General features: G+C 70.6%; 13 protein-coding genes and 1 pseudogene. 8 read left to right on the top strand and 6 right to left on the bottom strand.

Annotated features, from left to right (window positions below; all coding sequences use genetic code 11):
* The first annotated feature begins 109 nt into the window (after positions 1–109).
* Complete coding sequence (locus ACFC96_RS06770; protein ID WP_376262233.1) at positions 110–838, top strand: LuxR C-terminal-related transcriptional regulator; 729 nt, start codon at positions 110–112, stop codon at positions 836–838.
* Positions 839–860: 22 nt separating this feature from the next.
* Here ACFC96_RS06770 and ACFC96_RS06765 read toward each other — a convergent pair whose 3' ends face one another.
* Complete coding sequence (locus ACFC96_RS06765) at positions 861–1139, bottom strand: hypothetical protein (RefSeq protein WP_376610654.1); 279 nt, start codon at positions 1137–1139, stop codon at positions 861–863.
* Between the two features lie 18 nt (positions 1140–1157).
* Complete coding sequence (locus ACFC96_RS06760; protein ID WP_376610652.1) at positions 1158–2840, bottom strand: sodium:solute symporter family protein; 1683 nt, start codon at positions 2838–2840, stop codon at positions 1158–1160.
* A 211-nt stretch (positions 2841–3051) separates the two neighbouring features.
* Here ACFC96_RS06760 and galT point away from each other — a divergent pair, with 211 nt between their 5' ends.
* Genes galT through galK form a run of 3 tightly spaced genes read left to right on the top strand, consistent with a single transcriptional unit; the run spans position 3052 to position 6257 of the window.
* On the top strand, positions 3052–4113 hold the full coding sequence (gene galT, locus ACFC96_RS06755) for a galactose-1-phosphate uridylyltransferase (RefSeq protein WP_376262241.1): 1062 nt from the start codon (positions 3052–3054) through the stop codon (positions 4111–4113).
* Positions 4110–5075: a UDP-glucose 4-epimerase GalE gene (gene galE / locus ACFC96_RS06750; RefSeq protein WP_266563293.1), complete on the top strand. Its 966-nt coding sequence runs from the start codon at positions 4110–4112 to the stop codon at positions 5073–5075. The genes galT and galE overlap by 4 nt, the downstream gene beginning before the upstream one ends.
* Before the next feature lie 3 nt (positions 5076–5078).
* A complete protein-coding gene (galK, locus tag ACFC96_RS06745) occupies positions 5079–6257 on the top strand; it encodes a galactokinase (RefSeq protein ID WP_376262244.1) in 1179 nt (392 codons plus the stop codon).
* Between the two features lie 30 nt (positions 6258–6287).
* On the opposite strand, the gene ACFC96_RS06740 is transcribed toward galK, so the two are convergent.
* Positions 6288–6743, bottom strand: coding sequence for a GNAT family N-acetyltransferase (locus ACFC96_RS06740; protein ID WP_376262247.1), 456 nt, complete (start codon positions 6741–6743; stop codon positions 6288–6290).
* 265 nt (positions 6744–7008) lie between these two features.
* On the opposite strand from ACFC96_RS06740, the pseudogene ACFC96_RS06735 reads away from it, so the two are divergent.
* Positions 7009–7822: pseudogene (locus ACFC96_RS06735) on the top strand (LuxR C-terminal-related transcriptional regulator); the annotation flags it as partial.
* Here ACFC96_RS06735 and ACFC96_RS06730 read toward each other — a convergent pair.
* Complete coding sequence (locus ACFC96_RS06730; protein WP_376219666.1) at positions 7784–8281, bottom strand: MarR family winged helix-turn-helix transcriptional regulator; 498 nt, start codon at positions 8279–8281, stop codon at positions 7784–7786. The pseudogene ACFC96_RS06735 and the gene ACFC96_RS06730 overlap by 39 nt on opposite strands.
* A gap of 89 nt (positions 8282–8370) precedes the next feature.
* Between ACFC96_RS06730 and ACFC96_RS06725 the strand changes: the two genes are divergently transcribed.
* On the top strand, positions 8371–9162 hold the full coding sequence (locus tag ACFC96_RS06725) for a trans-aconitate 2-methyltransferase (RefSeq protein ID WP_376610650.1): 792 nt from the start codon (positions 8371–8373) through the stop codon (positions 9160–9162).
* The gene (locus ACFC96_RS06720) at positions 9162–9536 is read left to right on the top strand and encodes a VOC family protein (RefSeq protein ID WP_376262253.1); all 375 of its coding nucleotides are present in this window, start codon (positions 9162–9164) and stop codon (positions 9534–9536) included. The genes ACFC96_RS06725 and ACFC96_RS06720 overlap by 1 nt, the downstream gene beginning before the upstream one ends.
* Here ACFC96_RS06720 and ACFC96_RS06715 read toward each other — a convergent pair.
* Complete coding sequence (locus ACFC96_RS06715) at positions 9533–10216, bottom strand: TetR family transcriptional regulator (RefSeq protein WP_376262255.1); 684 nt, start codon at positions 10214–10216, stop codon at positions 9533–9535. The genes ACFC96_RS06720 and ACFC96_RS06715 overlap by 4 nt on opposite strands.
* Positions 10213–11208 (bottom strand): acyl-CoA desaturase, encoded by a 996-nt coding sequence (locus ACFC96_RS06710; protein WP_376262258.1) that lies wholly within the window; start codon positions 11206–11208, stop codon positions 10213–10215. The genes ACFC96_RS06715 and ACFC96_RS06710 overlap by 4 nt, the downstream gene beginning before the upstream one ends.
* A 275-nt stretch (positions 11209–11483) precedes the next feature.
* Between ACFC96_RS06710 and ppc the strand changes: the two genes are divergently transcribed.
* Positions 11484–14222 carry a phosphoenolpyruvate carboxylase gene (gene ppc / locus ACFC96_RS06705; protein WP_376262261.1) on the top strand — a complete coding sequence of 913 codons (2739 nt, stop codon included), beginning with the start codon at positions 11484–11486 and terminating at the stop codon, positions 14220–14222.

Here is a 14222-nt window from a genome sequence, read left to right as displayed (position 1 = left end):
GAGCGTGTAGCTTCCGGGAGATGGAGGAGGTCGGGGAGTCGGGGGGCTTTCCGCACCGAGGGGGTTCTGGGGGTCCCACGGGATCCCGGGGTATGTGGGGGGTTGCTCTATGGGTGTGCGGCTCATGGTGGTCGACGACCATCGACTGCTCGCCGAGGCGCTCGCCTCGGCTCTCAAGCTGCGCGGGCACCGGGTGCTCGCGGCGGCGGCGCCCGCCGCGGGAGCGGCCGAGCTGGTGATCTCGCGGGCGCCCGAGGTCTGTCTCATCGGCACGGCGACGCCCGCGGAGCCGGGCATCTTCGACCCGATCGTGCGCATCAAGCGGGAGCGTCCGCAGGTGGCGGTGGTCGTCCTCGGGCCCGTGCCGTCACCGCGCGGGATCGCGGCGGCGTTCGCGGCCGGCGCCTCCGGCTACGTACGGCACGACGAGCGGATCGAGGGGGTCGAGCGCGCCCTGATGAAGGCGCGGGCGGGAGAGGCGGCCGTGGCGCCGCAGCTGCTGCAAGGGGCCTTCAGCGAGCTGCTCAATCCGGCCGCGCAGCCCGACGACGAGGGGCAGCGGCTCCTGCAGATGCTGACGCCGCGTGAGGTCGAGGTCCTGGTGCGGGTCGCTGACGGCGAGGACACCCGGCTGATCGCGGCCGGCATGGGCATCGCCTCGAGCACGGCCCGTACGCATGTGCAGCGGGTCCTGATGAAGCTGGGGGTCGGCTCGCGGCTGGAGGCGGCGGCTCTGGCCGCGCGCACGGGGCTCCTCGACCGGGCGGGGCCGGTGCGGGTGACGAGCCGGCCCGGCCACCCCGACATGCCGCAGGGGCCGGAGCCACCTGTGCGGTGAACTCCGGCCCCTGGCGTACTGGTTACTCGGCGGCGTCGGGCGTCGGCGGGGCCGTCGGCCGCAGCTTCAGCCACACCAGGAAGAACAGCCCGAGGGCGAGCATGCCGAGGCCCGTCCACAGGTTGATGTTGATGTTCTCGGCCTTCTTCAGGTCCGCGTCGGACGCCGTGATGCCGGCGATCGTGACGATGACCCCGTAGACCGCGAACAGGCCGCCGATGATGCGCCGGATGTCGAAGAGCCGCGCCGCGGTCGCGGACTTGCGCTCCAACTCGGTGACTTCGTCGTGGAGTTCAGACATGGTTGATCGCGCCTCCGATCAGAGGGAGAAGGGGACGTAGCACAGTGCGGCGAGGACGATCGCGCCCCAGCCGAGCAGTGCGGGCTTGCGGTACCAGGCGTCGTCGCCCTCGGCGGGCGGCTCCTCCAGGCCGGGCGCCGTCGTCCCGTACACGAGGCCGGCGAGTTCGGCCTCCGGCTTGGGCGCGGTGAACAGGGTGACGACGACCATGACGACCGCACCGGCGACGAAGCCGACGATCGCGGACACGAAGTTGGCGCCCTGGTCGGTCGGGATGTCGATGACGCCCTGCTTGTAGATCCAGAAGTAGTTGACCATCGCGGCGGTGGTGCCCGCGAGCAGGCCCCACACGCCGGACTTCACCGAGGCGCGCTTCCAGAACATGCCGATGATGAAGACGACGAACATCGGGACGTTGAAGAAGGAGAACAGCGTCTGGAGGTAGCCCATGATGTTCGAGAACGACGAGGCGATGAACGCCGTGCCGATCGACGCGAGGACACCGATGGCCGTGATGAGGCGGCCGAACTTCAGGTAGTACGCGTCGGGCTTGCCGGTCTTCACGTACTTGGCCCAGATGTCGTACGTGAACACGGTGTTGAAGGACGACACGTTGGCCGCCATGCCCGCCATGAACGCGGCGAGCAGACCGGTCACCGCGATGCCGAGCACGCCGTTGGGCAGCAGCTCCTGCATCAGGTAGGGGATCGCGTCGTTGTACGTCAGGTCCGAGCCGGCCATGCCGATCTTCGGGACGAGGACGGCGGCGACCATGCCCGGGATCATCACCAGGAAGACGATGAAGATCTTCGGGAACGCGGCGATGAGCGGGGTGCGCTGGGCGGCGGAGAGGTTCTTCGCGGACAGGGCGCGCTGCACCTCGGCGAAGTTCGTCGTCCAGTAGCCGAAGGAGAGCACGAAGCCCAGGCCGAGGATGATCGTCAGCCAGTTCGCGCCGAGCGGGTTGGCCTCACCGATGCCCGTACCGCCCCAGGCGGAGAGGAAGTTGTCGCCGTGCGCGCTCTTCAGGGAGTCGGTCATGCCGCCCCAGCCGCCGACCCGCTTGAGGCCGATGATGCAGAGGGGGATGAGCGCGGCGAGGATCACGAAGAACTGGAGGACCTCGTTGTAGATCGCCGAGGAGAGTCCGCCGATGGTGATGTACGCGAGCACGAACAGACCGGCGACGACGATCGCCAGCCACTGCGGCCAGCCGAGCAGCGCCTCCACGACGATCGACAGGGCGTACAGGTTCACGCCCGCGATCAGGATCGCCGCGAAGGCGAAGAGTATGGAGCTCAGCAGGTGCGCGCTCTTGTCGAACCGCTGGAGCAGGTACTCGGGGACCGAGCGCACCTTCGAGCGGTAGTAGAAGGGCATCATCACGAGGCCCAGGAAGACCATCGCGGGGATGGCGCCGATCCAGTACCAGTGGACGACCGAGACGCCGTACTGCGCGCCGGTCGCCGCCATGCCGAGGATCTCGGTGGCGCCCAGGTTGGCCGCGACGAACGCCAGACCGGTCACCCAGGCGGGCAGGGAGCGGCCCGAGAGGAAGAAGTCGAGGCTGGTCTTCACCGAGCGCCGGGCGGCGAACCCGATGCCGAGGACCACGGCGAAGTAGATCGCCAGGATCGCGTAGTCGAGGCCGTTGGTGGGCAGCCGGAGCCCCGCGGCCAGGGTTTGTGTGGGGGACAGCATGGAGAACTCGCTTCGTTGCGCGAACTGATCAGACCGGAACCTACGCGTCTATGTTCAATAAATGAACACTTCTGCTGAGGTTCTTTGTTTGATTGTGATGCGAGTGACACGCCACGCACCGAAGGGTGCGTCCGCGGCCTTGACCATCCCGTTGAAGCGTGCTTTGTTATGTTTGATTATGTTGAGTTGATGCGAATGAGGAGCATCGGACGTGAAGAAGACGTCGACCCGGCTCGCCGACGGTCGCGAGCTCATCTACTACGACTCGCGTGACGACGTCGTGCGGGACGCGGTGGACCGGCGTCCGCTGGACCCCGTCGCCTCCTCCTCGCAGATCCGCCGCGACCCCCTCCTCGGGGACAGCGTCGCGATCGCCTCGCACCGCCAGGGCCGCACCTACCACCCGCCGGCCGACGAGTGCCCCCTGTGCCCGTCCGAGGGCGACCGGCTCAGCGAGATCCCCGACTCCTCGTACGACGTGGCGGTCTTCGAGAACCGCTTCCCCTCGCTCGCCGGGGACGCCGGCCGCTGCGAGGTCGTCTGCTTCACCTCCGACCACACGTCGTCCTTCGCCGACCTCACCGAGGAACAGGCCGGGCTCGTCCTGGAGGCCTGGACCGACCGCACCGCCGAGCTGTCCCACCTGGACTCCGTGGAGCAGGTGTTCTGCTTCGAGAACCGCGGCGCCGAGATCGGCGTCACCCTCGGCCACCCGCACGGCCAGATCTACGGCTACCCGTTCACCACCCCGCGCACCGCCCTCATGCTGCGCTCGCTCGCCGAGCACAAGGAGCAGACCGGCGGCCGCAACCTCTTCGACGACGTCCTCGCCGAGGAGCGCGCCGGCGAGCGGGTCGTCCTGGAGGGCGACCACTGGGTGGCCTTCGTCCCGTACGCGGCCCACTGGCCCTACGAGGTGCACCTCTACCCCAAGCGCCGCGTGCCCGACCTGCTCGCCCTCGACGACGGCGCGCGCACAGAGTTCCCCCAGGTCTATCTGGAACTCTTGAGGCGCTTCGACCGGCTCTTCGGAACGGGGGAGTCCCCGACGCCGTACATCGCCGCCTGGCACCAGGCGCCGTTCGGCACCCTGGACGACTTCTGCGGCGTCCAGCGGGAGGACTTCGCGCTTCACCTCGAGCTTTTCACCATCCGCCGCACTTCCGGCAAGCTGAAGTTTCTCGCGGGTTCCGAATCCGGCATGAGCGTGTTCATCAACGACGTGCCGCCGGAGACCGCGGCCGAGAGACTGCGAGAGGTAGCGAGTACATGAGCGGGAAGTACCTGGTCACCGGTGGCGCGGGATATGTGGGCAGCGTGGTCGCGCAGCACCTGGTCGAGGCGGGGCACGACGTCACCGTCCTCGACAACCTCTCGACCGGCTTCCGTGAGGGCGTGCCCGCCGGGGTGACGTTCGTCGAGGGCGACATCCGCGACGCCGCCAAGTGGCTCGACCCGTCCTTCGACGCCGTCCTGCACTTCGCCGCGTTCTCCCAGGTCGGCGAGTCCGTCGTGAAGCCCGAGAAGTACTGGGACAACAACGTCGGCGGCACCATGGCGCTGCTCGCCGCGATGCGCTCGGCGGACGTCCGCAAGCTCGTCTTCTCCTCCACGGCGGCGACGTACGGGGAGCCCGTCAGCACCCCCATCACGGAGTCGGACCCCACCGCCCCCACCTCCCCGTACGGCGCCTCCAAGCTCGCCGTCGACCACATGATCACCGGGGAGGCGGCCGCGCACGGACTGGCCGCCGTGTCGCTGCGCTACTTCAACGTGGCGGGCGCCTACGGCAGCTGCGGCGAGCGCCACGACCCCGAGTCGCACCTCATCCCGCTCGTCCTCCAGGTCGCCCAGGGCCGGCGCGACGCGATCTCCGTCTACGGCGACGACTACCCGACGCCCGACGGCACCTGCGTGCGCGACTACATCCACGTCGCCGACCTCGCCGAGGCCCACCTGCTCGCCCTGGACGCCGCCCGCCCCGCCGAGCACCTCATCTGCAACCTCGGCAACGGCAACGGCTTCTCCGTGCGCGAGGTCATCGAGACCGTCCGCCAGGTGACCGGCCACCCGATCCCCGAGGTCACCGCACCGCGTCGCGGCGGCGACCCCGCCGTCCTCGTCGCCTCGGCCGCCACCGCGCGCGAGCGCCTCGGCTGGAACCCGTCCCGCGCGGACCTCGCGGGAATCGTCGCCGACGCCTGGGCCTTCGCCCAGGCACGCCAGGAGGGGTAAACCATGTCCGTCGCCTCGCAGTTCAGCGATCTGTACGGATACGAGCCCGAGGGGGTCTGGGCCGCGCCCGGACGCGTGAACCTCATCGGCGAGTACACCGACTTCAACGAGGGCTTCGTGATGCCGCTCGCGCTGCCGCACACAGCGGTGGCCGCCGTCGCGCGCCGCACCGACGGCGTCCTGCGGCTGCACTCCGCGGACATCGACGCGCCGATCGCCGAACTGCGGGCCGACGAGCTGACGCCGCTCTCCGAGTTCGGGCAGGGCGGCTGGGCCGCGTACCTGGCGGGCGTCGTATGGGCGCTGCGCGAGGCCGGGCACACCGTCACCGGCGCCGACATCCACCTCGCGTCGACCGTGCCGACCGGCGCGGGCCTGTCCTCGTCGGCCGCGCTCGAGGTCGTCACGGCCCTCGCGCTCAACGACCTGTTCGAACTGGGGCTCACCGGGCCCGAGCTGGCGCGGATCGCGCAGCGCGCGGAGAACGACTTCGTGCGCGTGCCCTGCGGGATCATGGACCAGATGGCGTCGGCGTGCGCCACCGAGGGCCACGCCCTGCACCTGGACTGCCGCGACCTGTCCGTCCGTCAGGTCCCCTTCGACCTGGCCGCCCAGGGCCTCCAGCTCCTCGTCGTCGACACCCGCGTCAAGCACGAGCTCGGCGACGGCGCGTACGCGGAGCGCCGCGCGGGCTGCGAAGAGGGCGCCCGCGCGCTCGGCGTCTCCCACCTGCGTGATGTGTCCTACGCCGAACTGCCTCAGGCGCTGGCCAAGTTGGCGGACCTCACCGACGAGCGGATCGTGCGCTATGTCCGCCACATCGTCTGCGACGACCACCGCGTCGAGCGGGTCATCGAACTCCTCGACGCCGGCGACGTGCGGGCGATCGGCCCGGTCCTCACGGAGGGCCATGTCTCGCTCCGCGACGACCTGCGCATCTCCTGCGCCGAGCTGGACCTGGTCGTCGACACCGCGAACGCGGCGGGCGCGCTCGGCGCCCGGATGACCGGCGGCGGCTTCGGCGGCTCGGCGATCGTCCTGGTGGAGGAGCCGGACGCGGACGCGGTGGCGAAGTCGATCACGGAGGCGTTCGCCGCTGCGGGCCGCACGGCCCCGCGCGTCTTTCCGGCGGTCCCGTCGGCGGGAGCCCGCAAGCTCACCCCGGCCGCTTCGTCCGCGTGAGCTCCCCGATCCCCGGCCGCCGGCCGGGGATCAGCCGAGCCGCTTGGTGAGCGTGAACTCCTTGATCCCCGGCGGGTAGTCGGGGATCACGCACACGAGTTCGTAGCCGTGCTGGCGGTAGAAGCCCGGCGCCTGGAAGTCCCAGGTCTCCACCCGGGCGCCGCGGCAGGCGCGGTCCTCGTGGGCGATGCGCTCCGCCTCCGCGAGCAGGCGGGAGCCCAGGCCCTTCGCGCGGTGGCGGTCGTCCACCCAGAGCAGGTTCACGTGGAGCCAGGTCGCCCAGGTGTGTCCGTCCAGGCCGCCGGCGACCTCGCCGCTCTCGTCCAACGCCCAGACCTGGAGCGGAACGTCGCGGTCCTCGGGCGTTCCGCGCAGTGACCTGAGCTCCGCCGACGCCGCGGTGTTCGCCTCCCGCAGCCGGAAGTGAAGAAGATCGCGCCGTTGTTTGTCGACTTCTGTCTCCATACGAAACATACGCCTCACCATAAACGCGCAGGCCAATCAGTTCTGCAAATTGCCTTCCGCTTCCGGCCCGCGGCCCTACTCTGAGGGCAGCACCGGTGGGGGCCGGTGCTGATCAGGGGGCGAGACAGCCGGGTACGCGCCCGGAGTGGGGGTAGCGGTGCGAGCGCGGCGGCGGCCGTGCGACCGTGACGACCTCCCTCTTCGGGCGCCGTACCCGCGCCGGACAGCCTCCCGGCGCTGGGGAATCCCCTGCTCCGCGAGGAGCTCGGGGGAGGGGGTTATACACGTGGTTCGCATCCGAGTCCTGGTCGTCGACGACCACCGCATCTTCGCCGAGTCGCTCGCCGCGGCTCTCGCCGCCGAGCCCGACGTGGACGTGTCCGCGGCCGGCAGCGGCCCCGCCGCGCTGCGCTGCATGGACCGCGCGGCGGCGGAAGGGCGCCGGTTCGACGTCCTCCTTGTGGACGCCGACCTGGGGGCGGCCCTGCACGGCCCGCGCCCGGCGACGGCCGTGCCCGACGCGGCGCCCGGCCAGGACGGCCTGGTCGACGGCATCTCCCTGGTGGCGGGAGTGCGTTCGGGCCAGCCCACCGTCCGCACGGTGGTCCTCGCCGAGAAGGACGACCCGCGCCGCGCGGCCCTCGCGCTCCAGGCGGGCGCCTCCGGCTGGGTCGCCAAGGACTGCTCGCTCTCGCGGCTGCTCACGGTCATCCGGGGCGTCCTGCGCGACGAGACGCATCTGCCGCCCGCCCTGCTCACGAGCGTCCTGCGGGAGCTGACCGCGGCCCGCAAGCACCGCACCGATTCGGAGCGCCTGGTGGAGTCCCTGACGCCGCGTGAGCGCGAGGTGCTGCGCTGCATGGTCGCGGGCCTCGGCCGCAAGGCGGTCGCCGAGCGTCTCTTCCTGTCCCCGCACACGGTCCGTACGCACATGCAGAACGTGCTGGGCAAGCTCGGGGTGCACTCCACGCTCGCGGCGGTGGCCCTGGCGCGCAGGGCCGGGGTCGGGCCCGCGGACCTGGAAGCGGCGTCGTAGCAGCGGGAACCCGTACGGCTGGGGCCTAGCCGGGGATGTTGTCGAACGGCGCGGTCAACTGGCGCAGCAGGCCCGCCAGTTCGGCGCGCTGGGTGCGGGACAGCTCCGCGAGGATCGCCCGCTCCTGCGCGAGGAGGCCGGCGAGTGCCTGGTCGGCGCGGTCCTGTCCCTCGGTGGTCAGCCGGACGAGGACGCCCCGCCGGTCACTCGGGTCGGGGAGGCGCTCGACGAGACCCTTCTTGGCGAGCCGGTCGATGCGGTTCGTCATCGTGCCGGAGGTGACGAGGGTCTGTGTGAGGAGCTGTCCGGGGGAGAGCTGATAGGGGGCGCCGGCCCGTCGCAGGGACGTCAGTACGTCGAACTCCCACGGCTCCAGCTGGTGCTCGGCGAACGCCAGGCGCCGGGCCCGGTCAAGATGACGCGCCAGCCTGCTGACCCGACTGAGCACCTCGAGGGGCTCCACGTCGAGGTCAGGGCGCTCTCGGCGCCACGCTGCGACCAGCCGGTCGACCTCGTCCTCCATGACGATCAGTCTAGTGGGTCCCTCGACATGAAGTCTCTTGAATTCAACTATCTTGACATCGAGATAAATCCGGGAGGATCCTGGCCGTCATGAACGCACCCACCTGGGACCCCCAGCAGTATCTCCGGCACGCGGACCACCGCACACGCCCCTTCCTCGATCTCCTCGCCCGCGTCCAGGGCGACCCGGCGAGGATCGCGGACCTCGGCTGCGGCGCCGGCAACGTCACCGCCCTGCTCGCCGAGCGCTGTCCGAAGGCCAGGATCACCGGCTACGACAACTCCCCGCAGATGCTGGAGAAGGCCGCCGCCCACGCCACCGACCTGCTCGACTTCGCCCCCGCCGACGCGGCCACCTGGACGCCCGGCGAACCCTTCGACCTGATCGTCTCCAACGCCCTGCTCCAGTGGGTCCCCGGCCACACGGACCGCTTCCCCGAGTGGCTCGCCGGCCTCACCCCCGGCGGCACGTTCGCCTTCCAGGTCCCCGGCAACTTCGACGCCCCCAGCCACGTCCTGATGCGCGAACTCGCGCAGTCGGCGCGCTGGCGGGACCGGCTCGGCGACACACTGCGCCACGCGGACGCCGTCCACACCCCGGAGCGGTACCTGAACGAGCTCACCGCGCTCGGCTGCCGCGCGGACGTCTGGGAGACGACGTACCTGCACCTCCTCCAGGGCGAGGACCCCGTCCTCGACTGGGTCAAGGGCACGGGCCTGCGCCCCGTCCTGACCGCCCTCGCGGACGACCCCGGGGCCACCGACGCATTCCTGACCGCCTACCGCGCCCTGCTCCGCACCGCCTACCCCGCGACACCCCACGGCACGGTCTTCCCCTTCCGCCGCCTCTTCGCGGTCGCCCGCAAGCCGGGCGGCGCCTGATGCTCCGGGCCCTGGACCACGTACAGCTCGCCGCCCCCGCGGGATCGGAGGACGCGCTGTGCCGGTTCTACGAGGACGCGCTCGGCATGACTCGGACGCCGAAGCCCCCGGCGCTCGCGGCGCGCGGGGGCTGCTGGTTCGAAGCGGGTCAGGTGCGGCTGCACCTGGGGATCGAGCAGGACTTCCGGCCGGCCCGCAAGGCCCACCCGGGGCTGCGGGTCACGGGGATCGAGGCGTACGCGGCGCGGCTCGCGGCGCACGGTGTGCGGATCACCTGGGACGGGGACCTGCCGGGCCACCGCCGCTTCTACGCCGACGACCCGGTGGGCAACCGGCTCGAATTCCTCGAACCGCTCACCCCCGGCCCGTCCTAGTTCTTGCGCCGCCCGATCAGGTGCGGGTTGGCCTCCATGCCGTCCAGGCCGTGCCACGCCAGATTCACCAGGTGCGCCGCGACCTCTGCCTTCTCCGGCTTACGGGCGTCCAGCCACCACTGGCCCGTCAGGGCGACCATGCCGACCAGCGCCTGCGCGTACAGCGGCGCCAGCTTCGGATCGAAGCCGCGGTTCTTGAACTCGCGGCCCAGGATGTCCTCGACCTGCGTCGCGATGTCGGAGATCAGCGAGGCGAACGAGCCCGTGGACTGCGGGATGGGGGAGTCGCGGACCAGGATGCGGAAGCCGTCCGTGTACTCCTCGATGTAGTCGAGGAGCGCGAAGGCGGCCTGTTCGCACAGTTCCCGCGGATGCCCGGCCGTCAGCGAGCCGGTCACCATGTCGAGGAGCTGGCGCATCTCACGGTCCACGACGACCGCGTACAGGCCCTCCTTGCCGCCGAAGTGCTCGTACACCACGGGCTTGGACACCCCGGCCTTCGCCGCGATCTCCTCCACCGACGTGCCCTCGAAGCCCTTGGCGGCGAAGAGGGTGCGACCGATCTCGAGCAGTTGCTGGCGGCGTTCCGCACCGGTCATCCGGGTGCGGCGCGCGCGCCGGGGTTTGTCGTTGCCGGCTCGGCTCGCATTGCTCGGATCGGTCGCCACATGCTCCATCATGCCGCGTCGGCGGCCTGCGGTTTGCGGCGGGAGGCGATCCGCTCCTTCGACGGCCAGCGCACGTCATGCGCCCAGCCCAGCTGCTCGAACCAGCGGATCAGCCGCGCGGACGAGTCCACCTGGCCGCGCATGACACCGTGCCGCGCCGACGTCGGGTCCGCGTGGTGCAGGTTGTGCCACGACTCGCCGCACGACAGGACCGCCAGCCACCACACGTTGCCGGACCTGTCACGCGACTTGAACGGACGCTTGCCCACCGCGTGACAGATCGAGTTGATCGACCACGTGACGTGGTGCAGAAGCGCCACCCGCACCAGCGAGCCCCAGAAGAACCCGGTGAACGCGCCCCACCACGACATCGTCGCCAGACCGCCGATCAGCGCCGGCAGGGCCAGCGAGAGCATCGTCCAGAAAATGAACTGACGCGAGATCGCCCTTATGGCGGGATCGTTCACCAGATCGGGTGCGTACTTCTCCTGCGGCGTCTGCTCCTCATCGAACATCCAGCCGATGTGCGCCCACCACAGACCCTTCATCAGCGCGGGCAGCGTCTCACCGAAACGCCACGGCGAGTGCGGGTCACCCTCCGCGTCGGAGAACTTGTGGTGCTTACGGTGATCCGCCACCCAGCGCACGAGAGGACCCTCGACCGCCATCGAGCCGGCGACGGCCAGCGCGATCCGCAGCGGTCGCTTGGCCTTGAAGGAACCGTGCGTGAAATACCGGTGGAAACCGATCGTGATGCCGTGGCAGCCCAGGTAGTAGAAGAACACCATGAGGCCGAGGTCGAGCCAGCTCACGCCCCAGCCCCAGGCCAGCGGCACCGCCGCGACCAGCGCCAGGAACGGAACGGTGATGAAGAGCAGCAGCGCGAGCTGCTCCAGCGAACGCTTCTGCTCACCGCCGAGCGTGGCGGAGGGCAGCGGAGCGCCGGTCGAGTCACTCGACGGCGCCTTCGGGGCGTCGTCGATCAGATCGGGGCTTGGTGTCATGGGGCGTCCCCTGTGGGGTCGAGGGTCGAGAACGGGGATGTGGTGCCGGGGAGCGATACCGCGAACTTTTACTACGCGTCCGTAACCTACGGCGTCGTAAGTATGGCAGCGCGCAGGCCAGCGGCAAGAGGCCCGGAAACGGCCCTCCCGGGCGGACACCTATCCTTGGAAACGGTCGGACAGCGCGGTCCGCTCTGTATCTCCACCCGGGACTCATACCCGGTTCCCGGGATTTCCCTCCCAGACGTGCTTCAACACTGCAAGGAGCCGCACCTGTGAGCAGTGCCGACGACCAGAGCCGTGAGGCCACCTCCAGCGCCGAGCTGCGCGCCGATATCCGCCGACTCGGCGACCTCCTCGGCGAGACGCTCGTACGCCAGGAGGGCCCCGAGCTCCTCGAACTGGTCGAGAAGGTCCGCCGCCTGACCCGGGAGGACGGCGAGGCCGCCGCCCGCCTGCTCGGCGAGACGGAACTGGAGACCGCGGCCAAGCTGGTCCGCGCCTTCTCGACGTACTTCCATCTGGCGAACGTGACCGAGCAGGTCCACCGCGGCCGCGAACTGCGCGCCCGCCGCGCCGCCGAGGGCGGCCTCCTCGCCCGCACCGCCGACCGGCTCAAGGACGCCGACGCCGACCACCTGCGCGAAACGGTCCGGAACCTGAACGTACGGCCGGTGTTCACCGCCCACCCGACCGAGGCCGCCCGGCGCTCCGTCCTGAACAAGCTGCGCCGCGTCGCCGAGCTCCTCGAGACCCCCGTCATCGAGGCCGACCGCCGCCGTTACGACACCCGCCTCGCCGAGAACATCGACCTGGTGTGGCAGACCGACGAACTGCGCGTCGTGCGGCCCGAGCCCACCGACGAGGCACGCAACGCGATCTACTACCTCGACGAACTGCACGCCGGCGCCGTCGGCGACGTCCTCGAGGACCTCACCGCCGAGCTGGAGCGCGTCGGCGTCACCGTGCCCGCCGCCACCCGCCCCCTCACCTTCGGCACCTGGATCGGCGGCGACCGCGACGGCAACCCGAACGTCACCCCCGCCGTCACCTGGGACGTCCTGATCCTCCAGCACGAACACGGCATCAACGACGCCCTGGAGCTCATCGACGAGCTGCGCGGCTTCCTGTCGAACTCGATCCGCTACACAGGCGCCACCGAGGAACTCCTCGACTCCCTCCGGAACGACCTGGAGCGCCTCCCGGAGATCAGCCCCCGCTACAAGCGCCTCAACGCCGAGGAGCCCTACCGGCTCAAGGCCACCTGCATCCGGCAGAAGCTGGAGAACACCAAGGAACGCCTCGCCAGGGGCACCGCGCACGTGGACGGCCGCGACTACCTCGGCACCGCCGAACTCCTCCAGGACCTCACGCTCATCCAGACGTCCCTGCGCGAGCACCGCGGCGCCCTGTTCGCCGACGGCCGGATGAACCGCACCATCCGCACGCTCGCCGCGTTCGGCCTCCAGCTCGCCACCATGGACGTACGCGAACACGCAGACGCCCACCACCACGCCCTCGGCCAGCTCTTCGACCGGCTCGGCGAGGAGTCCTGGCGCTACGCCGACATGCCCCGCGAGTACCGCCAGAAGCTCCTCGCCAAGGAACTCAGGTCCCGCAGGCCCCTCGCGCCCTCGCCCGCACCCCTCGACGCCGCCGGCGAGAAGACCCTCGGCGTCTTCCACACCGTCAAGCGCGCCCTCGACGTCTTCGGACCCGAAGTCATCGAGTCGTACATCATCTCGATGTGCCAGGGCGCCGACGACGTGTTCGCCGCCGCCGTCCTCGCCCGCGAGGCCGGACTCGTCGACCTGCACGGCGGCTGGGCCAAGATCGGCATCGTGCCGCTCCTGGAGACCACCGACGAGCTGCGCGCCGCCGACGTCATCCTCGACGAGATGCTCGCCGACCCGTCCTACCGGCGCCTCGTCGCCCTGCGCGGCGACGTCCAAGAAGTCATGCTCGGCTACTCGGACTCCTCCAAGTTCGGCGGCATCACCACCTCCCAGTGGGAGATCCACCGCGCCCAGCGCCGGCTGCGCGACGTCGCCCACCGCTACGGCGTGCGCCTGCGCCTCTTCCACGGCCGCGGCGGCACCGTCGGCCGCGGCGGCGGCCCCTCGCACGACGCGATCCTCGCCCAGCCGTGGGGCACCCTCGAGGGCGAGATCAAGGTGACCGAGCAGGGCGAGGTCATCTCCGACAAGTACCTCGTGCCGTCCCTGGCCCGCGAGAACCTCGAACTGACCGTCGCCGCCACCCTCCAGGCATCCGCCCTGCACACCGCGCCCCGCCAGTCCGACGAGGCCCTCGCCCGCTGGGACGCGGCCATGGACGTCGTCTCCGACGCCGCGCACGCCGCGTACCGCAAGCTGGTCGAGGACCCGGACCTGCCGACGTACTTCCTCGCCTCCACGCCGGTCGACCAGCTCGCCGACCTGCACCTCGGCTCCCGGCCCTCCCGCCGCCCCGGCTCGGGCGTCTCGCTCGACGGCCTGCGCGCCATCCCGTGGGTGTTCGGCTGGACCCAGTCGCGGCAGATCGTGCCGGGCTGGTTCGGCGTCGGCTCCGGACTCAAGGCACTGCGCGAAGCGGGCCTCGGCACCGTGCTCGACGAGATGAGCGAGCACTGGCACTTCTTCCGCAACTTCCTGTCGAACGTCGAGATGACCCTCGCCAAGACCGACCTGCGGATCGCCCGGCACTACGTCGACACGCTCGTCCCCGACGAGCTCAAGCACGTCTTCGCCGACATCGAGGCCGAGCACGAGCTGACCGTACGAGAGGTACTGCGCATCACCGGCGGCCAGGAACTCCTGGACACGCAGCCGGTGCTCCAGCAGACCTTCTCGATCCGCGACGCCTACCTGGACCCGATCTCGTACCTCCAGGTGGCCCTGCTCAAGCGCCAGCGTGACGACGCGGCCGCCGGCGCCGAGCCGGACCCGCTGCTCGGGCGGGCGCTCCTGCTCACCGTGAACGGAGTGGCGGCGGGCCTGCGCAACACGGGCTGA

The organism is Streptomyces sp. NPDC055955 (genome assembly GCF_042270245.1).
Taxonomy (GTDB): domain Bacteria; phylum Actinomycetota; class Actinomycetes; order Streptomycetales; family Streptomycetaceae; genus Streptomyces.
The sequence above is the reverse complement of the archived record's forward strand: the minus strand, read 5'-3'. Positions and strand labels throughout refer to the sequence as shown.